We start from the raw sequence: 19,035 nt of genomic DNA on the forward strand, positions 1-19,035 counted from the left end.
TCAGACCCCGCTCGCCGGAATGCCCGAGCGCTGCACAGGGCGCGGCGCGGTCAGCTCTTTCCAGGTGGAAAGCGCCTTGGTGACCGGCATGCCCGCGTCGCGCGCGACAAACTCGCCATGGCCTTCCGTCGACTGGATCTTGCCATCGCCCCAGGCCACGGTGCCGCGGCTGAGCGTATAACGCGGCAGGCCCCTGACCTCCTTGCCCTCGAACACATTGTAATCGATCGCGGATTGCTGCGACGAGGCCGAAATCGTCTTGGTGGCCTCCGGGTCCCAGACCACAAGATCGGCATCCGCGCCCACCAGAACAGCGCCCTTCTTCGGGTAGCAGTTGAGGATCTTGGCGATATTGGTCGAGGTCACGGCCACGAATTCGTTCATCGTGATCCGGCCTTTGTTCACCCCCTCGGTCCAGAGCATCGGCATCCGGTCCTCGAGCCCGCCCGTGCCGTTCGGGATCTTGGTGAAGTCGCCCACGCCATAGCGTTTCTGATCGGTGGTGAATGCGCAGTGATCGGTCGCCACGCAAGACAGCGTTCCCGAGGAAAGCCCCGCCCAGAGGCTGTCCTGATGCTGCTTGTTGCGGAAGGGCGGGCTCATCACGCGGCGTGCGGCATGGTCCCAATCCTTGTCGAAATACTCGCTCTCATCGAGGGTCAGGTGCTGGATCAACGGCTCACCCCAGACGCGCTTGCCGTTCATCTTCGCGCGCCGGATCGCCTCATGCGCCTCCTCGCAGGAGGTATGCACGACATAAAGCGGCACGCCCGCCATATCGGCGATCATGATCGCCCGGTTCGTGGCCTCGCCCTCGACCTGGGAGGGGCGGGAATAGGCATGCGCCTCGGGGCCGGTATTGCCCTCGGCCAGAAGCTTCGCCGACATCTCGGCCACCACATCGCCGTTCTCGGCATGAACCAACGGGATCGCCCCCAGTTCGGCGCAGCGCTTGAACGAGGCGAACAGCTCGTCATCGTTCACCATCAGCGCGCCCTTGTAGGCGAGGAAATGCTTGAAGGTGTTGATGCCGCGATCCGTCACCTCCTTCATCTCGTTGAAGACCTGCTCGCCCCACCAGGTGATCGCCATGTGGAAAGAGTAGTCGCAATGCGCACGGGTCGACTTGTTGTCCCATTTCTTGAGCGCATCGAGCAGCCCCTCGCCCGGAGAGGGCAGCGCGAAATCGATGACCATCGTGGTACCGCCGGCCAGAGCGGCGCGCGTGCCGCTCTCGAAATCATCGGCCGAATATGTGCCCATGAAGGGCATTTCGAGATGGGTATGCGGATCGATCCCACCCGGCATCACATAGCAGCCGGTCGCGTCGATCACCTCGTCGCCCTTCAGGTCCGGACCGATCTCGATGATCTTGCCACCGTCGATCAGCACATCGGCCTTATAGGTCAGATCGGCGGTGACGATGGTTCCGTTCTTGATGACTTTGGTCATGGTTTGGCCTCCTAGGACGGGTCTTTGCCCTTCCTCTTGGTTCAAATATCCCGGGGGTCCGGGGGCAGAGCCCCCGGCGCGCTCTCCGTCAGCTCACGATCTCGGCCGTCTCCAGCACCGCGTGGAACAGGACATCCGCCCCTGCTGCCGCCCAGTCCTTCGAGATTTCCTCGGCCTCGTTATGGCTCAGCCCGCCTACGCAGGGACACATCACCATCGTCGTCGGCGCGACCTTGGCCGCCCAGCAAGCATCGTGGCCCGCGCCCGAGATGATGTCGAGATGGCTGTAGCCCAGACGCTCGGCGGCGTTGCGCACGTTCTCGACCAGTTCGGGAGTGAAGGTGACCGGGTCGAAATGGCCGACCGGGTCGATCTCGCAGCCTACGCCAAGGGGTTCGCAGATCTCGGCGGCGCGTTTCTCGATCTCGGCGCGCATCCCGTCGAGTTTGGCCTGATCGGGGGAACGGATATCGACGGTGAAGACGACCTTGCCGGGCAGCACGTTGCGCGAATTGGGCGAGAAGGTCACCTGCCCCACGCCACCGACGGCATTGGGCTGGGCCGCCATCGCGACCTCCTGCACCATCTCGAAGATGCGCGCCATCGCGAGACCCGCATTGGTGCGCATCGCCATCGGCGTAGAACCGGTATGCGCTTCTTTTCCGGTCAGGGTGAATTCGAGCCACCACAGGCCCTGGCAATGGGTCACGACGCCGATCGTCTTCTCTTCGGCCTCGAGGATCGGGCCCTGTTCGATATGCAGCTCATAGTAGGCGTGCATCTTGCGATCGCCCACTTTCTCGTCGCCCTTCCAGCCGATCCGCTCGAGCTCATCGCCGAAACGCTTGCCCTCGAGATCGACGCGATCATTGGCGTATTCGAGCGTATGGATACCTGCGAACACACCGGAGGCGAGCATGGCGGGCGCGAAACGCGCGCCTTCCTCATTCGTCCAGTTGGTGACCACGATCGGGTGCTTGGTCTTGATGCCGAGATCGTTCATCGTGCGCACCGCTTCAAGCGCGCCCAAAACGCCAAGCACACCATCGTATTTCCCGCCCGTGGGCTGGGTGTCGAGGTGGCTGCCCATATAGACCGGCAGCGCGTCGGGATCGGTCCCTTCGCGGCGCATGAACATGTTGCCGATCTCGTCGAGCCCCATCGAGAGCCCAGCCTCGTCACACCATTTCTTGAACAGCGCACGCCCTTCGGCGTCCTCATCGGTCAGCGTCTGACGGTTGCAACCGCCCGCGATTCCCGGGCCGATCTTGGCCATCTCCATGAGGCTGTCCCAAAGGCGGTCGGGATTGATGCGGAGGTTTTCTCCGGGTGCTGCCATGTCAAAACTCCCTGTCGACATTTGCGGGGGTTATCCCCTCTTGCGACGAATCTTTTTCTGACCGTATGGTCAGGTTGAAGTGGGCCATGGCCTGACCATCCGGTCAATAAAAATCAGGACGCTTTTTGAATGAAAGATAACGAGACCGGCAAACGCACAAAAAATGGGCGAAACACCAGTGGAAGCCGGGCCGAAGCCCGCCGGGCGACGGAAGATGCGATCCTGAAAGCGGCCGAAACCGTCTTTGCCGAAGCCGGGTTCGGCGGGGCCACGATGCAACTCATCGCGGATATGGCGGGACTGCCGAAAGCCAATCTCCATTACTATTTCGAGACCAAGGAAGCGCTCTATCGCCGCGTGGTCGAACGCATTTTCAACATCTGGCTCGAGGCCGCGGATGTCTTTGACGCGGCGGCGGGTCCGGCCGAGGGGATCGGTGCCTATATCGACGCCAAGATGGAGATCTCGCGCCGCCATCCGAACGGCTCGAAGGTCTGGGCATCCGAGGTGATGCACGGCGCACCGGTGATTCAGGACTACCTAGAGACGACTCTGAGCGACTGGACCGAAGGGCGCGCCACGATTATCCGGCGCTGGATCGCGGAAGGAAAAATGGCGGATGTGGACCCGCGCCACCTGCTCTACATGCTTTGGGCCACGACCCAGCATTACGCCGATTTCTCGCATCAGATCGAGACGCTCAACGGTGGCAAACCGCTCTCGGATGCGCAATGGGAAGCCGCGAAGACCAGCGTGAAACAGATCGTCTTGCGCGGAATCGGCGTTATCGAGACCTAATCGGCAGCCTCCGGCACCGGCGTCGTCTCAACCGCCTCTGGCAGGTCTGTCGTCTCGACCGGACGCAGCGGCGCGCCGTTCACACCGGGCGGCAAATGGGTGACGGGCAGTTCAGAGCCGAGGATTTCCGCGCCATTGTCAGGTTCGGGCATCGGCTCGGCCTGAACGCCCACCCCGTCCGCCCCCTCTTCGGAGCAGACATAGACCGCGCCGCCGACCACCACCGCCGTCGCCGCGAGCGCGGGCGTCGAGGCCCCGGCCAGAACTGCCAGCCCGGCATCGACCAGCCGCTTTTGCAGCCGGTCGGCCTGATCGGAGACGATCATCCCGCCGATCTTTTCACCAAGCACCGTCCCGACCGCGCCGCCTGCTGCATCAATCGCGCCATCGCGCAGCTTGCCTGCCGTCTCCGCGCTCCCGGTCAGCCGCTGGCAGATGCTCTTCGAAGGTTTCCGGCAGATCCCGTAGGCGTCACGGTCACCCCGGTCATAACCGAGATAGGTTTCGCGCTTGGCGTCCCACTGCAGGCAGAAGGGTGCACGCTGCGCATCGTTCAGCTCTGGCGTGATCGCGCGGAGCGTCACCAGCGCCGGACAACTCACCTCCCCCTTCTCGCCGAAGATCTTCTCGCGCAGCGACCGGCTCTCCTTGAGCGCCGCATTGCCGGGGTCGTAGCGGAACTCATAGGTCTTGCCCCGGATCGACGTCTGGCAGGAAACCAGTTCCGCCTTCGCGGGCGCGGGCAGTATCAGCAAGAGAATCAGCGCGGCACGCCACATCGGGTCACCTCCGGGGGAATCTCGCGCAAGATAGGCGCAAGGCTTTCTCCCGCAAGAGGGCGCGAAGCTCTCGGCAAGGTTTCGCGCGCGTCTGCACAGGGTTTGCGCCTTCGGCTCGATCGCCTTTCGGGTTACCCTTTGCCTCACCGAAGACGGGAGGAGACCATGCGCAAATTGCAGACCCAAGGGGTTCATCACATCACGCTGACCGGAGCGGATCGTCAGAGCTCGATCGATTTCTGGGAAGGCGTGCTGGGCATGCCCTTTGTCTTCGACCAGCCCAATCTCGATAATGAGAACGAGGGTCATCTCTATTTCGATCCCGGCGACGGGCGGCTGATCACCATCTTCACCGACGAAAACCGCAAGCCCGTGCATGATCGCACGCCGACCGATCCGGGCTGCGTGCATCACATCGCCTTCAACGTCTCGATGGCAACCCATCGGCAGGTGGTGAAGCGTCTCGATGAGCGCGGCATCAAGCATTCGGGCGTGAAGGATCGCGGCTTCATGGACTCGATCTATTTCAAGGATCCGCTTGGGCTCCTGATCGAGCTTGCCTGCTACAAGTTCGAGCCCCCGCGAGGACATGCCCATGCAGATGTGATGATCGAAGCTCACCGTATCCGAGTGGCGCGAGGCGACCGGGCGATCGGGGAAGAGCATTTGGCGGATGCGATCGAGCTTCTGGTAAGCCGTTCGCAACAAACGCTGAGTTCGGATCGAGGCGCGAAGAACCCGTATTGAGACGATAGGGCTTTGGGCCGACGTGGAGCGGATAAGGGCCGTGCACGGCCGCCGCGCGCAGAACTGCTTCAGAATTCAGGGCTCGAATGGAGCGACCAGCACCTGCCAGGAAAGGTCGCTCCAGACGCCCCGCGATATCGGGCCACGGCTCGCCCGCAACATCTTCTCCGCTCTCGCGGACTGACACGTCGTCAAAAGAAAACCGGCCGCGCAATTCGCGCGACCGGTTCAAACCCCTCGGAGAGCTCGATCAATCGAGCGTTTTGAGAACCTCTTTCAGCGTCCCGATCAGCTGGTCGATCTGCTCTTTCGAGATGATCAGCGGCGGACTCATCGCGATGATGTCGCCGGTGGTGCGGATCAGGATCCCCTTCTCGTAAGCCTTCAGGAAAGCCGAGAAGGCACGCTTCGTCGGTTCGCCCGCGATCGGTTCCAGCTCGACCGCGCCGATCAGGCCCTCGTTGCGGATGTCGATCACATGGCGCGTGCCCTTGAGCGAATGCAACGCGTCCTCCCAATAGGGAGCAAGCTCGGCGGCGCGCTCGAAGAGACCTTCTTCCTTGTAGGTTTCAAGCGTCGCGATCCCGGCGGCGGCCGCGATCGGGTTACCCGAATAGGTATAGCCGTGGAACAGCTCGATCATGTGCTCGGGGCCGTTCATGAAGGCGTCATGCACCTCGGCCGAGGTCAGGACCGCACCCATCGGGATCACGCCGTTGGTCAGGCCCTTGGCGGTGGTCATGATATCGGGCGTCACGCCATAATGCTGCGCCGCGAAGGCTGCGCCCAGACGCCCGAAACCGGTGATCACTTCGTCGAAGATCAGCAGGATGCCGTGCTTCTTCGTGATCTCGCGCAGCTTCTGGAGATACCCTTTGGGCGGCAGCAGGACGCCGGTCGAACCCGCCATTGGCTCCACGATCACGGCCGCGATGGTTTCAGCGCCATGAAGCGCGACGATGCGTTCGAGCTCGTCTGCCAGATAGGCGCCGTTTTCGGGCTGGCCGCGGGTGAAGGCGTTCTGGTCGGGCAGATGGGTGTGCGGCATGTGGTCGACACCCGGCACGAGCGGGCCGAACACCTTGCGGTTGGTCACGATGCCGCCGACCGAGATGCCGCCGAAGTTCACGCCGTGATAGCCGCGCTCGCGCCCGATCAGGCGGGTGCGCGCACCGTCGCCGCGGGCGCGGTGATAGGCGATCGCCAGTTTCAACGCGGTCTCGACCGACTCGGACCCGGAGTTGGTGTAGAACACGTGCTCCATGCCCTCGGGCGCGATGTCGATGATCCGGTTGGCAAGCTCGAACGCCGCCGGATGGCCCATCTGGAAGGCCGGAGCGTAATCCAGTTCGGCGGCCTGTTTCTGGATCGCTTCGGTGATCTTCGGGCGGCAATGGCCCGCGTTGCAGCACCACAGCCCCGCCGTGCCGTCGAGCACCTGGCGCCCGTCCGAGGTGGTGTAATGCATATCCTTGGCGCCCACGAACATGCGCGGGCTCTTCTTGAACTGCCGGTTCGCAGTGAACGGCATCCAGAAGGCGTTCAGGTCGTTGGGGGTCTTGCGGTCGAGTGCCATGGCTAACTCCGGTCGGGCGGCCGGAGCTCCGGCCGGGAAGAACAGTTTGACCAATCGGTCAGGGTCACGCTAGCACAGCAAAAAGGCCAGTCAAGCTTGCCCTGCCGATGCAGCTTTTCCATCCATAAGCTTCACATCCGATTGATCAAGCCTTGGGCAATCGGTTACCGTGGTGGCCCATCAGGAGAGACGCATTGGCCGAAGAACAGAACGCGCAGGATTTCACCGAAGACGGGGATGAAGGCAAACGCCCGCTGACCCGGATCCAGAAGGTCAATCGCGGCAAGATCCTCGAGGCCGCCCTGGAGGTGTTCTCCGCGCATGGCTTTCGCGGTGCGACGCTCGATCAGATCGCGGCCGAGGCGGGCCTTAGCAAACCCAATGTGCTCTATTATTTCCCCTCGAAAGAGGCGATCCACGAAGCTCTTCTCGCGGGGCTTCTCGATATCTGGCTGGCGCCCTTGCGCAAGATGGATCCCGAGGGAGAGCCCCGCGAGGAAATCATGCGCTACATGCGCCGCAAGCTCGAAATGAGCCGCGAGATGCCGCGCGAGAGCCGTCTCTTCGCCAACGAGGTGCTGCAAGGCGCCCCGCGCATCGGTGCTGGGCTGAGTACCGATCTCAAGACGCTGGTGGATGAAAAGGCCGCCGTGATCGACACCTGGATCGCGCAGGGCCGCCTCGCGCCGGTCGATCCGCATCACCTGATCTTCTCGATCTGGGCGCTCACGCAGCATTACGCCGATTTCGACGTGCAGGTGCGCGCGGTACTCGGGCCGGGCAAGGACCCGATCGAAGGGGCTGCGCCCTTCCTCGAGTTGCTCTTCACACGCTTGCTGACTCCCTGACCCACCAGGTCGCTTCGGCCCTTGTTAACCCTCGGGCACGAAACCGGCTCCTCTTTACGTTTGATAAACCTCGGAAGCGCAGAATCGCTTCCCGTGGGGGTGTTTGGAAACGGAGTTGGGGATGGACCGCATTTCGGGGCTGATGCCCCAGATCGGTTGGTCGCCGCTGCTAATGGCCGCGACACCGAAAACAGCGCCTGCCAGTACGGTGGAGCCTGCAATGAAATCAGCCGATACGAATGGCGGCATGGGCGCGGATGTGGATACGCAGACGCCGCAAGATCATGCACAACAGGCGCGGGCGCTTGGCGTGATGGCCGAGATGCGGGCGAATGCCGCGCGCGACGCGGGCGGGGCGCAAGACCTGCCGCCGCCCGATCCCGATCCGCTGACCGGGCCGCTTCCGACCTTCGAGGTCACGCCGCTCCAGGCCAAGGCGGCAGCGCTGAAAGCGGCGCCCGAGCTGATCGAGGCGGATGCGCCCGAGACTTCCGACGAGGCCGAGCCGGCGGACAGCCGCGCCACGCCTCGGGAGGAAACGGCGCCCCAAGCGACCGCAACGAAAGACGCGCCATCCGATGATCGGAGTGGCGCGCCTCGGGAGGGTTGGTCACAGGTCGCCGAGCGCCCCTCGCCGAACCTCGACGTGACGCGCTAGGCCCCTGCCCTTACTCGGCCGCAGCGGCCGAGGGGTTGTTCGGATGGGTCGTCCAATTGGCGTAATCGCCGATCGTCTCACCCGTACGCGGGTCCACCTCGCCCTTGTCGAGCTTGCGCATGGTGATGCAATCCACCGGGCAAACATCGACGCAGAGGTTGCAGGCCACACATTCCTCGTCCTTGACCGAATAGACGCGATCATCGGACACCGCGATCGCCTGGTGCGAGGTATCCTCGCAGGCGGCGAAGCAGCGGCCGCATTTGATGCAATCGTCCTGATTGATCTCGGCCTTGGTGACGTAGTTGAGGTTGAGATATTGCCAATCGGTGACATTGGGCACCGCGCGGCCCACCAGCTCGGAGGTCGAGGTGAAGCCCTTGCGGTCCATGTAATCCGACAGGCCCGAGATCATTTCCTGCACGACCTTGAACCCGTAGGTCATCGCCGCGGTGCAGACCTGAACGTTGCCCGCGCCAAGCGCCATGAACTCCGCCGCGTCGCGCCAGGTGGTCACGCCACCGATGCCGGAAATCGGCAGGCCCGCCGTCTCGGGGTTGCGCGCGATCTCGGCCACCATGTTGAGCGCGATCGGCTTCACCGCCGGGCCGCAATAGCCGCCATGGGTGCCCTTGCCGTCGATCGTGGGCTCGGGTGCGAAATCGTCCAGATCGACCGAGGTGATCGAGTTGATCGTGTTGATCAGCGACACCGCATCCGCCCCGCCGCGTTTGGCAGCTTCGGCAGGGCGGCGGATATCGGTGATGTTGGGCGTGAGTTTCACGATCACCGGCATGCGGGTGTATTGCTTGCACCAGCGCGTCACCATCTCGATATATTCGGGCACCTGCCCCACCGCCGAACCCATGCCGCGCTCGGCCATGCCATGCGGGCAGCCGAAGTTCAGCTCGATCCCGTCGGCGCCTGTTTCCTCGACCAGCGGCAGGATCGCCTTCCAGCTATCCTCGTCGCAGGGCACCATCAGCGACACGATCAGCGCCCGATCCGGGTAGTCGCGCTTGACCGATTTGATCTCGCGCAGGTTGGTCTGGAGCGGACGGTCGGTGATCAGCTCGATATTGTTCAGACCCAGCAGCCGACGATCCGCACCATAGATCGCGCCGTAACGCGGGCCGTTCACATTGACGACGGGCGGGCCTTCCGAGCCCAGCGTCTTCCACACGACCCCGCCCCAACCGGCCTCGAAGGCGCGGCGGACGTTATACTCCTTGTCGGTCGGCGGCGCGGAGGCGAGCCAGAACGGGTTGGGGGATTTGATACCGATGAAATTGGAAGTCAGATCGGCCATCTCTCAGCCCTCCATCAGGAATTGGTGGATCTCTTCGGCTGCATCGCGCCCCTGCGAAACCGCCGTCACGGTCAGGTCTTCGCCGGCATGGGTGCAATCGCCCCCGGCCCAGACACGCTCAACCGAGGTCCGGCCAGTGCCGTCCACCTTGATCTTGCCGCCCGCGATCTCGACCTGCGCGGGCATGTCGCCCAGCGTCTGGCCGATCGCCTTGAAGACCTGATCGGCCCTGAGACGGAAGGTCGCGTCGGTCAATTCCAGACCGTCCGGCCCCTTCTTCGTATAGGCGAATTCGACCTCACGCACCGCGCCATTGCCGTGGATGGCGATGGGGGTGGCGTTCTCGATGATGGTCACACCATGGGTCAGCGCATGCTCCTGCTCGACCCTGCTCGCGGGCATCTCGGCGCGCGAGCGGCGGTAGACGAGGCTCACATTGAGCGCGCCCAGCAGCTTCGATTGCACCGCAGCATCCACCGCGGTCATGCCGCCGCCGATCACCACCACGTCGCGCCCGATCGGCAGCTCGGCCAGATCGGAGGCCTGACGCAGCTCGGCGATGAATTCGGTCGCCGGACGGATGCCGTCCTTGTCCTCGCCCTCAAGGCGCAGCGCGTTCACGCCCGAAAGCCCCATGCCAAGAAAGACCGCATCGAAATCGCCCAGCAGTTCGGCCAGATCGCCATCACCTTCGCGGCCCAGCTGCCAGTTCTCGACCAGCTTGATCCCGCCGATCTGCATCAGCCATTCGACCTCGGCCTGAGCGAAACCGCCCGGCGCCTTGTAGCTGGCGATCCCGTATTCATTGAGCCCACCCGGTTTCGCGTGCGCATCATAGATCGTGACCTCATGGCCCTTCAGCGCAAGGCGATGCGCGCAGGCCAGCCCCGCAGGTCCGGCACCAACCACCGCCACCGATTTGCCCGAGCGCTCGGCGCGGGCGAAGGGATGGCTTTGTTTCGCCATGAGCGTGTCGGTCGCGAAGCGCTGAAGTGCGCCGATCTCGACCGGCTCGCCTTCCGCATCCATGCGCACGCAGGAGCCTTCGCAGAGGTTTTCGGTCGGGCAGACGCGGGCGCACATGCCGCCGAGGATGTTCTGCGCGAAGATCGTTTTGGCCGCTGCCTCGGGAGTCCCCGTCGCGATCTGCCGGATGAAGAGCGGCACGTCGATCGTGGTCGGGCACGCCTCCATGCAGGGCGCGTCATGGCAGAAATAGCAGCGATCGGCCGCGATACGGGCCTCTTGCGCGCTCAGGGGCGGCGCATGATCGGCGAAGTTGGAGCAATAGCTTTCCGGGTCGAGCCGTCCGGGCACGATCCCTTCGGTGAGCTGGCTGGTGGACACTTGCGGGCTCCCTGTCAGTTTTTCGTTGTTTCCACGCTGACACAGGATTGAATTTTATCAAGTGGTAAAATATGCCGCGCCGCGGCGACCGATTTTTTCGGGCGCCCTGCCCGGAAGTTGAGCACGAAACCCCTCGAGCGCTAAACTTTCGGGCAGTCACGAGATTGCGAGTCCATGACGCAACGACAGCCGATCCGCCTTTTCACCGCGCGTGACCTCGCGTATAAACCCTCCGATCCACAAGGCCCCGCAGAACGGGCCATCATCAAAAGCACCCTTCGAGGACCGCATGACCAAGAACACCCGTGACAATGACGTGGCCTTCATCCAGGCCCTGGCCGAGCTTCTCAACGCCAACGATCTGACCGAGATCGCGGTGACCCGTGATTACGCGCAAGATGACAGCCTGAAAGTACGGGTGTCGAAGCAGACCAACATCGTGCACGCCGCAGCACCCGCCGCAGCCGCGCCTGCTCCGGTCGCCCATGCAGCTCCTTTCGCGCAAGCTCCCGCCCCCGAACAGCCCGGCCCGGTCGCGGCCGAAGATCCGGCGAACCACCCCGGCGCTGTCGCCTCGCCGATGGTCGGCACCGCCTATCTCTCGCCCGAGCCGGGCGCATCCGCCTTCGTGAAAGTCGGCGATCAGGTCAAGGAAGGCCAGACGCTGATGATCGTCGAGGCGATGAAGACCATGAACCACATCCCCGCGCCGAAATCTGGCACGGTGAAGCGGATCCTCGTCGATGACGGCCAGCCGGTCGAATACGGCACGACCCTGATGATCGTCGAATAAGGGGGCCACCATGTTCGACAAGATCCTGATCGCCAACCGGGGCGAGATCGCGCTGCGTGTGATCCGTGCCTGCCGCGAGATGGGGATCGCGAGCGTTGCGGTCCATTCCACCGCCGACTCGGATGCGATGCATGTGCGCATGGCCGATGAATCGGTCTGCATCGGCCCCAACAGCTCGGCGCAATCCTATCTCTCGATCCCCGCCATCGTTGCGGCCTGCGAGATCACGGGCGCGCAAGCGATCCACCCGGGCTACGGCTTCCTTTCCGAGAATGCCGCCTTCGTGCAGGTTCTCGAAGATCACGGCATCACCTTCATCGGCCCCTCGGCCGAGCATATCCGGCTGATGGGCGACAAGATCACCGCCAAGGAAACCGCGAAGAGCCTGGGCATCCCGGTCGTTCCGGGCTCGGATGGCGGCGTCCCCGACATCGAGACCGCGCGCAAGGTCGCGGCCGAGATGGGCTATCCGGTGATCATCAAGGCCACGGCCGGTGGCGGTGGGCGCGGCATGAAGGTCGCGAAATCGGAAGAGGACATCGAGGTTGCCTTCCGCACCGCGCGGTCCGAGGCGAAAGCCGCCTTCGGCAATGACGAGGTTTATATCGAAAAGTATCTCCAGAGACCGCGTCACATCGAGATCCAGGTCTTCGGCGACGGCAAGGGGCGCGGTGTCCATCTGGGCGAGCGCGACTGCTCGCTCCAGCGCCGCCACCAGAAGGTCTTCGAAGAAGCTCCCGGCCCCTGCATCACGCCCGAAGAGCGCGCCCGCATCGGCGGCATCTGCGCCAAGGCGATCGGCGAACTGGGCTATTCGGGCGCGGGCACGATCGAGTTCCTCTATGAGGATGGCGAGTTCTATTTCATCGAGATGAACACCCGCCTTCAGGTCGAACACCCCGTCACCGAGGCGATCTTCGGCGTCGATCTCGTGCGCCAGCAGATCAAGGTTGCCGCCGGAGAGCCGATGGAGTTCGAGCAGGACAAGCTCTCGATCCGCGGTCACGCGATCGAAGTGCGGATCAATGCCGAGAAGCTGCCGAATTTCGCGCCCTGCCCAGGCAAGATCACCCATTACCACGCGCCGGGCGGCCTTGGCGTGCGGATGGATAGCGCGCTTTACGACGGCTACACGATCCCGCCCTATTACGACAGCCTCATCGGCAAGCTGATCGTGCATGGCCGCGACCGCCACGAGGCGCTCCAGCGCCTCCACCGCGCACTTGGCGAGCTGATCGTGGACGGGGTGGATACGACCGTTCCGCTCTTCAACGCGCTTTTGCAAGAGCCGGATATCCAGTCGGGGAACTACTCGATCCACTGGCTGGAGAAGTGGCTCGAAAAGAACCTCTGATCGGTTCCAAAGTTACAAAAACGCCCCCGGTTTCGGGGGCGTTTTTCATTTCGGTGTCAGAAGGCAGGTGCCGCGTCGCTTCGCCTGATCGGCCGGACGGTAGTAATCGCCGATGTGGCGACGCTTTCCCGGCCCGATCTGATCCCAATCGAGCCAATGGCAATCGTAATCGAGCACATCGGCCATCGCCTCCATCGCCGGGAAGGACGGTATGCCGATCAGCGCCTTCTCCTGTCCCTCGATCTGCGGGATCGAGTTCAGTTCGTTATCGGTGCGCTCGCGCATGAGCAGGATCACCGGCCCGGGACGCTGCGCGAACTCGCTGTCCACGATGACAAGCTCGGGGCCGAGCTTGCGCACCAGCTGGAACAGGCGGAAGTGATCCATCACGTGGTAAAGGATGCCCAGCACCCCCACGACATCGAATTTCTCGCCCGCATCGATCAGCTTTTGCATGCCGTCATAGATGTCGTCGCAGAAGAGCTTTACCTTTTCGCGCAGATGGGCGCGGGGGAATTCCTCGAACCGGTCGATCAACTCCTGCCGGCCTTCAATGCCGATCACCTCACGCGCGCCCGCAGCCGCAAAGGCATAGGCCCAACGCCCGTCATGCGCGGCCAGATCGAGCACACGCTTGCCCTCGATCTCCGCCTCGAGAGGCTTGATGATCATCCTGTGTCGCAGGTTCATCCGCTCGACCGTGCCAGGATCCTCGGCATAGCGCCCGATCTCGGGAAGAAAATCATAGAAACCCATGTTTGCGCTTGGCTCTGCTCTGGTTCATCTTGGCGCGGAGCCTAGGCGTAACGGGAGAACCGGGCAAGAAAATGACGGACAGGTTGAGCGCGGAACTTCTGCTTGCAGGCTATGCGCAAGGCATCTTTCCGATGGCGGAAAGTCGGGAAAACCCGCAGCTGCACTGGTTCGATCCGGCGATGCGGGGCATCGTACCCTTGGAGAATTTCCACATTTCGCGGTCGCTTGCGAAACATCTTCGCCGCGGAAATTACACTATTTCAACAAACCGGGCTTTTCGCGCTGTCGTAGAGGGCTGCGCCGATCGCGACGAGACATGGATCAACGGGCCGCTCTTCGCGCTCTACGACCAGCTCCACGCGGCAGGCTTCGCGCACAGCCTCGAGGTCTGGCAAGACGGCGACCTCGCAGGCGGTATCTTCGGGATCACCCTTGGCGGGGCGTTCTTCGGCGAGAGCATGTTCTCGCGCCGCACCAATGCGTCGAAAACCGCGTTGGCCTATCTCGTGGATCGGTTACGGCAGGCGGGCTTCTCGCTGTTCGACACGCAATATATCACCCCGCATCTCGCAAGCCTCGGCGCCGTCGAAATTCCGCGTGCCGACTATCGCGCGCGGCTGGCACGCGCCTTGCGTCAGGAAGCGGATTTCGATGCGCCGGAGCTGCCGGGCCCTCACTCGCTCTTGCAGCGAATGACCCAGACGTCGTAGCGCGGATGATCGAGTGCCGAGAGCGCGGGGCTAGAAGCGATCATCCAGCCGGAAAAATCGGGCTGCGGCTTGCCTTTCTCGGTGACGGTCACGAACGCATAAGCATCCGACGAGGGGTCATCGGCCGGATAGCGGCATTCGCGCAGGCTGATCGTGATGAAGCCGTAATCGACACTCTGACCGACATTGAGCGAGATATCCGAGCTGACACCCGACACCTTGTCGAGCCCGCGCAGCATCGCACCGGTCCCATCGGCAAGCCCCTTCGCGGGCTCATCCACCGGGATCTGGTCGTCCGGCGTCGCATCGGGCAGCATCTCCTGTGCCCCCGCAACCATCGGCAACATCGCAAGCGCAAAGGCCAAAACTCGGATCATTGCGCGCTCTCCCCTTCGCCGCCGTTGCTGCCGCCGCCCGCGAATTTCATCATGAGGTTCAGGACCGAGACCGCGCTCTGCGTATCGAGGATCTCGTCGCCCGGCTTGAGATTGTCCATCGCGCCGCCCGGGATCAGCTCGATATAGTTCGACCCCAAGAGACCATCCTGCGTCACGGCTATCACCGTATCCTCGGGCAGCTCCACACCATCACGCACCGAGATCGTCGTGTCGGCAAAGAAGGTCTGGGGGTTGAGCTTCACATCCGTGACGGTGCCCACCTTGACACCTGCAAGGCGCACATCGGTGCCCGGAACGATCCCGCCGACCGAGCGGAACGACGCGTGCAAAGGATAGCTGCCGCCGTCCGGACCCAGACCGATTCCCTTGCCTGCCCAGACCAGAAAGCCCAAGGCGACGACCAGCACCAAGGCGCCAGTGAGGATTTCGGTGCGATTCTCGCTCATCGCGCGCCTGCCTTATTCGGGCTGCCAAGCCTCGTAATCGCGGCGCTCCACCGGGTGAGCCAGACGGATCGAGCCCGGCGGCACATAGGCAGCCTCGGTGCCGGTGTAATTCTCGTGATGCGGCTTTTCCCAGGGCTTGTGAGCCAGCGGCTTGTCGGTCGGCGGCTCGTCATAGGTGAAATGAATCCAGCCATGCCAATCCGGCGGAATGCGGCTTGCCTCGCTCTCGCCGTTGTAGATCACCCAGCGCTTCTTGCCGTCGCGGGTCTGGTAATAGATGTTGCCCTGTTCATCCTCGCCCACTTTCACGCCTTTGCGCGCGGTGAACACCTGAGTGCCAAGGGTCTGACCGTTCCACCAGGTGAGAATTCGAAGCAGAAACTTCATGGGACAACCTCCGCAATGCGTCCCGCCTGTTATATCCAACAGCGCGTCAAGGTCCAGTGCTCAGGTGCCCTGACGATGCGCTCGGCGTGGAAATCTGCGGCTTCACCTGGCCTCGGCGACGAATGGCGCGCATTGCGGGACGTTCGACCCAGTGCCACGACAAGACCGCAAACCCCAGCGTAATCGGCGCCGAAATCGCGATATTCTCAACCGGGCTCATACCACCCCAAAGCGCAATCACCATCCCCTGCACGGGAAAGGCGTAAATATAGGTTCCGTAAGAGTAATCTCCGACCTGGTTCCAAAGGCGCAACGGCCCCGACTCGCGCCCGGCCAAGTAAAGCACCGCATACGAAACCGCGAGAGCCATGGTCACATAGCCCAAAGGACCATGCGCACAGAGCACGGAGACGAGAACCAAAGCGAAAGCGATGATCGACGAAGCTGGAAGCCGATTGCGCGCAAGATACATCGCCATGCCCAGAAAGAACGGAAGCCCTGGATACCACAGCGAACGAAGAGCGTGGGCGCCGCGAAATTCGAGCGAACCGCTGAAGGAAATCACCAACAGCCCCAAGCCGCAGGTGAGAGCGAGCAAGACCGGCCTGCGAAACATTCCAAGGAGCCCCAGGAGCGCGACAACGACATAGAGACGCATCTCGACCGGCAGCGTCCAGAGCGATCCCTGCACGGTTTTGTAGGGCGTGTCTTCGAACACGCCCGGCAGGTGATAGTGAAGACGCAGCAAGCTCGAATTGCCGAAGAACGCTTGCCAGGTTTCGCTCGCCGCGAAATACGACGGCACAGGCAAAGTTGAGAAAATCGGCCCCAGCCCAAGTGTGACGAGAGCAATCGAGACGATCAACCCAGGATAAATTCGCGCGGCGCGCGCCCGTAGATAGGTCCAGAGTCCATCGGAACGCTCGAAACTCGCAGAAATCAGGAACCCCGAAATTGCGAAAAACGTGAAGACGGAAAGTGCGCCGAGACTGAACCCTGTCAGGGCCTCGAGCGGCTCGACAGCTCCCGGGCCGAGCGTAATGGGCCAGGCGTGCGACACCAATACGCTCAGGGCTGCGATCAACCTGATAAGATTGAGATTATTTGAATGCTCCGCCGCCAAAGGCGCGAAATTCTGCCTCATCGTCATGCCCATCTGTGGGTCGTGTTGATCGATCCCTAGCCGATCGCGCGTTTTTCAGGAAGCGATTTGAGCAAAACGAAAGGGGCGAGCCATCGCCCGCCCCTTTATTCCGTGCCTATCCGCGCTGGTCAGCTGGCGGATTTGCCTTCTTTCTTGGCCTCGGCATAGATCAGAAGCGGCTTGGCTTCCGCCTGCGTCACGGCCTCCTCATTGACGACGACCTCTTCGACCTCTTCCATGCCGGGAAGTTCGAACATCGTGTCGAGCAGGATGTCTTCCATGATCGAGCGCAGGCCGCGCGCGCCGGTCTTGCGTTCGATCGCCTTCTTGGCGATCGCGGTGAGCGCGTCGTCGGTGAAGCTCAGTTTCACATCCTCAATCTCGAAGAGGCGCTGGTATTGCTTGACCAATGCGTTCTTCGGCTCGGTCAGGATGGTGACCAGCGCTTCGGCATCGAGATCGGTCAGCGTCGCGATCACCGGAAGACGGCCGACGAATTCCGGGATCAGGCCGAACTTCAGCAGGTCCTCAGGTTCAAGCTCTTTGAAGAGTTCCCCCACGCCACGTTCGTCATTGTCCTTCACATCCGCGCCGAAGCCGATCGCGGAGCCCTTGCCGCGCTGCGCGATGATCCGGTCGAGGCCCGCAAACGCGCCGCCGCAGATAAAGAGGATATTCGTGGTGTCCACCTGCAGGAATTCCTGCTGAGGATGCTTGCGGCCGCCCTGCGGCGGGACGCTTGCCACGGTGCCTTCCATGATCTTCAGCAGAGCCTGCTGCACGCCCTCACCCGAGACGTCGCGGGTGATCGAGGGGTTGTCGGACTTGCGCGTGATCTTGTCGACCTCGTCGATATAGACGATGCCGCGCTGCGCGCGCTCGACGTTGTATTCCGAAGCCTGCAGAAGCTTGAGGATGATGTTCTCCACATCCTCGCCCACGTAACCGGCCTCGGTCAGCGTGGTTGCATCGGCCATCGTGAAGGGCACATCGAGGATGCGCGCCAAGGTCTGCGCCAGAAGCGTCTTGCCGCAGCCGGTCGGGCCGATCAGCAGGATGTTCGATTTCGCCAGTTCGATATCGGTCTTGGTACCGTGGTTGAGGCGCTTGTAGTGATTGTGCACCGCCACCGAGAGCACGCGCTTGGCGTGTTCCTGACCGATCACGTAATCGTCGAGCACCTTGCAGATATCGCGCGGGGTCGGCACGCCGTCGGTCGATTTGAGACCGGCCGATTTCGTTTCCTCGCGGATGATGTCCATGCACAGCTCGACGCATTCGTCGCAGATGAACACGGTCGGACCCGCGATCAGCTTGCGCACCTCATGCTGGCTTTTGCCGCAGAACGAGCAGTAAAGCGTGTTCTTGCTGTCGGAGCCGTTCGAGTTCGCCATCTATTACCTCTGCCTGCCCGGCCGCCCGGGCTTCGTGATTTGGCCTGTCCCTGCAAGAGTAGGACAGGCCAACCGTCACCTCAATGTCAAAATCACCCGGCGGTTAAGCAGGGGGATCACTTTTCGCCGTCTTCGCCGCCGCGGCTTTCGAGGATCTCGTCGATCAGGCCCCAGTCCTTCGCTTCTTGCGCGGACATGAAGTTGTCGCGTTCCAGCCCGGCCTCGATCGTGTCGTAATCGTTGCCGGTATGCTTGACGTAGATCTCGTTCAGGCGGCGCTTGAGCTTCTCGGTTTCGCGGGCGTGGATCATGATATCCGTCGCCTGACCCTGATAGCCGCCCGAGGGTTGGTGGACCATGACGCGGCTGTTCGGGAGCGAGAAGCGCATCCCCTTTTCGCCCGCGGTCAGCAGCAGCGAGCCCATCGAGGCCGCCTGCCCGATCACCAGCGTCGAGACCTTGGGCTTGATGTATTGCATCGTGTCGTAGATCGAGAGGCCCGAGGTCACCACGCCGCCCGGCGAGTTGATATACATCGCGATCTCTTTCTTCGGGTTCTCGGCCTCGAGGAAGAGAAGCTGGGCGCAGATCAGCGTCGACATGCCGTCATGCACCGGACCGGAGAGGAAGATGATCCGCTCCTTCAGGAGGCGCGAATAGATGTCATAGGCCCGCTCGCCGCGCGAGGTCTGCTCGACCACCATCGGCACCAGCGTGTTCATGTAAAACTCGTGGGGATCTTTCATCTGCGGTGCCCTTCCTGGTCTTGCGCGGAATTCATATCGTCAGTTCTTTACAGA

General features: G+C 62.6%; 20 protein-coding genes. 7 read left to right on the plus strand and 13 right to left on the minus strand.

Translation table 11 applies throughout. The features are described from left to right. Together hydA and BMI90_RS00210 are read right to left on the minus strand one after the other, a co-directional pair. The gene (gene hydA, locus BMI90_RS00205; protein WP_078524763.1) at nucleotides 1-1,452 is read right to left on the minus strand and encodes a dihydropyrimidinase; all 1,452 of its coding nucleotides are present in this window, start codon (nucleotides 1,450-1,452) and stop codon (nucleotides 1-3) included. A gap of 88 nt (nucleotides 1,453-1,540) precedes the next feature. Next, entirely contained in the window at nucleotides 1,541-2,791 is a 1,251-nt protein-coding gene (locus BMI90_RS00210) for a Zn-dependent hydrolase (RefSeq protein WP_078524765.1), read from the minus strand. Nucleotides 2,792-2,920: 129 nt separating this feature from the next. On the opposite strand from BMI90_RS00210, the gene BMI90_RS00215 reads away from it, so the two are divergent. Then, on the plus strand, nucleotides 2,921-3,589 hold the full coding sequence (locus BMI90_RS00215; protein WP_078524767.1) for a TetR/AcrR family transcriptional regulator: 669 nt from the start codon (nucleotides 2,921-2,923) through the stop codon (nucleotides 3,587-3,589). On the opposite strand, the gene BMI90_RS00220 is transcribed toward BMI90_RS00215, so the two are convergent. Continuing rightward, nucleotides 3,586-4,368 (minus strand): hypothetical protein, encoded by a 783-nt coding sequence (locus BMI90_RS00220; protein WP_078524769.1) that lies wholly within the window; start codon nucleotides 4,366-4,368, stop codon nucleotides 3,586-3,588. The two genes, BMI90_RS00215 and BMI90_RS00220, sit on opposite strands and share 4 nt — an antisense overlap. A 165-nt stretch (nucleotides 4,369-4,533) precedes the next feature. On the opposite strand from BMI90_RS00220, the gene BMI90_RS00225 reads away from it, so the two are divergent. Next, nucleotides 4,534-5,115: a VOC family protein gene (locus tag BMI90_RS00225; RefSeq protein WP_078524772.1), complete on the plus strand. Its 582-nt coding sequence runs from the start codon at nucleotides 4,534-4,536 to the stop codon at nucleotides 5,113-5,115. 250 nt (nucleotides 5,116-5,365) lie between these two features. Here the strand turns inward: BMI90_RS00225 and BMI90_RS00230 are convergent, their stop codons facing one another. Next, on the minus strand, nucleotides 5,366-6,691 hold the full coding sequence (locus tag BMI90_RS00230) for an aspartate aminotransferase family protein (RefSeq protein WP_078524774.1): 1,326 nt from the start codon (nucleotides 6,689-6,691) through the stop codon (nucleotides 5,366-5,368). Nucleotides 6,692-6,945: 254 nt separating this feature from the next. Here BMI90_RS00230 and BMI90_RS00235 point away from each other — a divergent pair, with 254 nt between their 5' ends. After that, on the plus strand, nucleotides 6,946-7,539 hold the full coding sequence (locus tag BMI90_RS00235) for a TetR family transcriptional regulator C-terminal domain-containing protein (RefSeq protein WP_078527108.1): 594 nt from the start codon (nucleotides 6,946-6,948) through the stop codon (nucleotides 7,537-7,539). A 121-nt stretch (nucleotides 7,540-7,660) separates the two neighbouring features. Then, nucleotides 7,661-8,197, plus strand: a complete 537-nt coding sequence (locus BMI90_RS00240) for a hypothetical protein (RefSeq protein ID WP_078524776.1) — start codon at nucleotides 7,661-7,663, stop codon at nucleotides 8,195-8,197. 10 nt (nucleotides 8,198-8,207) lie between these two features. Here BMI90_RS00240 and preA read toward each other — a convergent pair whose 3' ends face one another. Both preA and BMI90_RS00250 read right to left on the minus strand, forming a co-directional pair. Continuing rightward, nucleotides 8,208-9,506, minus strand: a complete 1,299-nt coding sequence (gene preA / locus BMI90_RS00245) for an NAD-dependent dihydropyrimidine dehydrogenase subunit PreA (RefSeq protein ID WP_078524778.1) — start codon at nucleotides 9,504-9,506, stop codon at nucleotides 8,208-8,210. 3 nt (nucleotides 9,507-9,509) lie between these two features. After that, nucleotides 9,510-10,853, minus strand: coding sequence for an NAD(P)-dependent oxidoreductase (locus BMI90_RS00250; RefSeq protein ID WP_078524780.1), 1,344 nt, complete (start codon nucleotides 10,851-10,853; stop codon nucleotides 9,510-9,512). A 289-nt stretch (nucleotides 10,854-11,142) separates the two neighbouring features. Here BMI90_RS00250 and accB point away from each other — a divergent pair, with 289 nt between their 5' ends. Together accB and accC are read left to right on the plus strand one after the other, a co-directional pair. Then, the gene (gene accB / locus BMI90_RS00255) at nucleotides 11,143-11,646 is read left to right on the plus strand and encodes an acetyl-CoA carboxylase biotin carboxyl carrier protein (RefSeq protein WP_078524782.1); all 504 of its coding nucleotides are present in this window, start codon (nucleotides 11,143-11,145) and stop codon (nucleotides 11,644-11,646) included. 10 nt (nucleotides 11,647-11,656) lie between these two features. Next, nucleotides 11,657-13,000 carry an acetyl-CoA carboxylase biotin carboxylase subunit gene (gene accC, locus BMI90_RS00260; RefSeq protein WP_078524784.1) on the plus strand — a complete coding sequence of 448 codons (1,344 nt, stop codon included), beginning with the start codon at nucleotides 11,657-11,659 and terminating at the stop codon, nucleotides 12,998-13,000. Nucleotides 13,001-13,045: 45 nt separating this feature from the next. Here the strand turns inward: accC and BMI90_RS00265 are convergent, their stop codons facing one another. Further along, nucleotides 13,046-13,756 (minus strand): class I SAM-dependent methyltransferase, encoded by a 711-nt coding sequence (locus BMI90_RS00265; RefSeq protein WP_078524786.1) that lies wholly within the window; start codon nucleotides 13,754-13,756, stop codon nucleotides 13,046-13,048. A gap of 71 nt (nucleotides 13,757-13,827) precedes the next feature. On the opposite strand from BMI90_RS00265, the gene aat reads away from it, so the two are divergent. After that, nucleotides 13,828-14,466, plus strand: a complete 639-nt coding sequence (aat, locus tag BMI90_RS00270) for a leucyl/phenylalanyl-tRNA--protein transferase (RefSeq protein WP_078524788.1) — start codon at nucleotides 13,828-13,830, stop codon at nucleotides 14,464-14,466. On the opposite strand, the gene BMI90_RS00275 is transcribed toward aat, so the two are convergent. The 6 genes from BMI90_RS00275 to BMI90_RS00300 all read right to left on the minus strand — a co-directional run bounded on the left by BMI90_RS00275 (nucleotide 14,430) and on the right by BMI90_RS00300 (nucleotide 18,981). Continuing rightward, nucleotides 14,430-14,843 carry a DUF2155 domain-containing protein gene (locus BMI90_RS00275; RefSeq protein ID WP_245794948.1) on the minus strand — a complete coding sequence of 138 codons (414 nt, stop codon included), beginning with the start codon at nucleotides 14,841-14,843 and terminating at the stop codon, nucleotides 14,430-14,432. The two genes, aat and BMI90_RS00275, sit on opposite strands and share 37 nt — an antisense overlap. Beyond that, complete coding sequence (mlaD, locus tag BMI90_RS00280; RefSeq protein WP_078524790.1) at nucleotides 14,840-15,310, minus strand: outer membrane lipid asymmetry maintenance protein MlaD; 471 nt, start codon at nucleotides 15,308-15,310, stop codon at nucleotides 14,840-14,842. The genes BMI90_RS00275 and mlaD overlap by 4 nt, the downstream gene beginning before the upstream one ends. 12 nt (nucleotides 15,311-15,322) lie before the next feature. Then, entirely contained in the window at nucleotides 15,323-15,697 is a 375-nt protein-coding gene (locus tag BMI90_RS00285) for an NADH:ubiquinone oxidoreductase subunit NDUFA12 (protein WP_078524792.1), read from the minus strand. Nucleotides 15,698-15,743: 46 nt separating this feature from the next. Further along, a complete protein-coding gene (locus BMI90_RS00290) occupies nucleotides 15,744-16,853 on the minus strand; it encodes an acyltransferase (protein WP_078524794.1) in 1,110 nt (369 codons plus the stop codon). Between the two features lie 116 nt (nucleotides 16,854-16,969). After that, a complete protein-coding gene (gene clpX / locus BMI90_RS00295; protein ID WP_078524796.1) occupies nucleotides 16,970-18,235 on the minus strand; it encodes an ATP-dependent Clp protease ATP-binding subunit ClpX in 1,266 nt (421 codons plus the stop codon). A gap of 116 nt (nucleotides 18,236-18,351) precedes the next feature. Then, nucleotides 18,352-18,981: an ATP-dependent Clp protease proteolytic subunit gene (locus tag BMI90_RS00300; protein ID WP_038072301.1), complete on the minus strand. Its 630-nt coding sequence runs from the start codon at nucleotides 18,979-18,981 to the stop codon at nucleotides 18,352-18,354. Nucleotides 18,982-19,035: the final 54 nt, after the last annotated feature.

Source organism: Thioclava sp. L04-15, from assembly GCF_002020275.1.
In the GTDB taxonomy this organism is placed as follows: domain Bacteria; phylum Pseudomonadota; class Alphaproteobacteria; order Rhodobacterales; family Rhodobacteraceae; genus Thioclava; species Thioclava marina.

Coding starts and splice junctions, on each gene's coding strand:
- BMI90_RS00285 (WP_078524792.1), bottom strand. CDS start 15,697: ATGAAGTTTCTGCTTCGAATTCTCACCTGGTGGAACGGTCAGACCCTT.
- BMI90_RS00240 (WP_078524776.1), top strand. CDS start 7,661: ATGGACCGCATTTCGGGGCTGATGCCCCAGATCGGTTGGTCGCCGCTG.
- BMI90_RS00225 (WP_078524772.1), top strand. CDS start 4,534: ATGCGCAAATTGCAGACCCAAGGGGTTCATCACATCACGCTGACCGGA.
- hydA (WP_078524763.1), bottom strand. CDS start 1,452: ATGACCAAAGTCATCAAGAACGGAACCATCGTCACCGCCGATCTGACC.
- preA (WP_078524778.1), bottom strand. CDS start 9,506: ATGGCCGATCTGACTTCCAATTTCATCGGTATCAAATCCCCCAACCCG.
- BMI90_RS00275 (WP_245794948.1), bottom strand. CDS start 14,843: ATGATCCGAGTTTTGGCCTTTGCGCTTGCGATGTTGCCGATGGTTGCG.
- BMI90_RS00300 (WP_038072301.1), bottom strand. CDS start 18,981: ATGAAAGATCCCCACGAGTTTTACATGAACACGCTGGTGCCGATGGTG.
- BMI90_RS00230 (WP_078524774.1), bottom strand. CDS start 6,691: ATGGCACTCGACCGCAAGACCCCCAACGACCTGAACGCCTTCTGGATG.
- BMI90_RS00215 (WP_078524767.1), top strand. CDS start 2,921: ATGAAAGATAACGAGACCGGCAAACGCACAAAAAATGGGCGAAACACC.
- mlaD (WP_078524790.1), bottom strand. CDS start 15,310: ATGAGCGAGAATCGCACCGAAATCCTCACTGGCGCCTTGGTGCTGGTC.
- BMI90_RS00210 (WP_078524765.1), bottom strand. CDS start 2,791: ATGGCAGCACCCGGAGAAAACCTCCGCATCAATCCCGACCGCCTTTGG.
- BMI90_RS00290 (WP_078524794.1), bottom strand. CDS start 16,853: ATGGGCATGACGATGAGGCAGAATTTCGCGCCTTTGGCGGCGGAGCAT.
- BMI90_RS00220 (WP_078524769.1), bottom strand. CDS start 4,368: ATGTGGCGTGCCGCGCTGATTCTCTTGCTGATACTGCCCGCGCCCGCG.
- accB (WP_078524782.1), top strand. CDS start 11,143: ATGACCAAGAACACCCGTGACAATGACGTGGCCTTCATCCAGGCCCTG.
- clpX (WP_078524796.1), bottom strand. CDS start 18,235: ATGGCGAACTCGAACGGCTCCGACAGCAAGAACACGCTTTACTGCTCG.
- BMI90_RS00265 (WP_078524786.1), bottom strand. CDS start 13,756: ATGGGTTTCTATGATTTTCTTCCCGAGATCGGGCGCTATGCCGAGGAT.
- aat (WP_078524788.1), top strand. CDS start 13,828: ATGACGGACAGGTTGAGCGCGGAACTTCTGCTTGCAGGCTATGCGCAA.
- accC (WP_078524784.1), top strand. CDS start 11,657: ATGTTCGACAAGATCCTGATCGCCAACCGGGGCGAGATCGCGCTGCGT.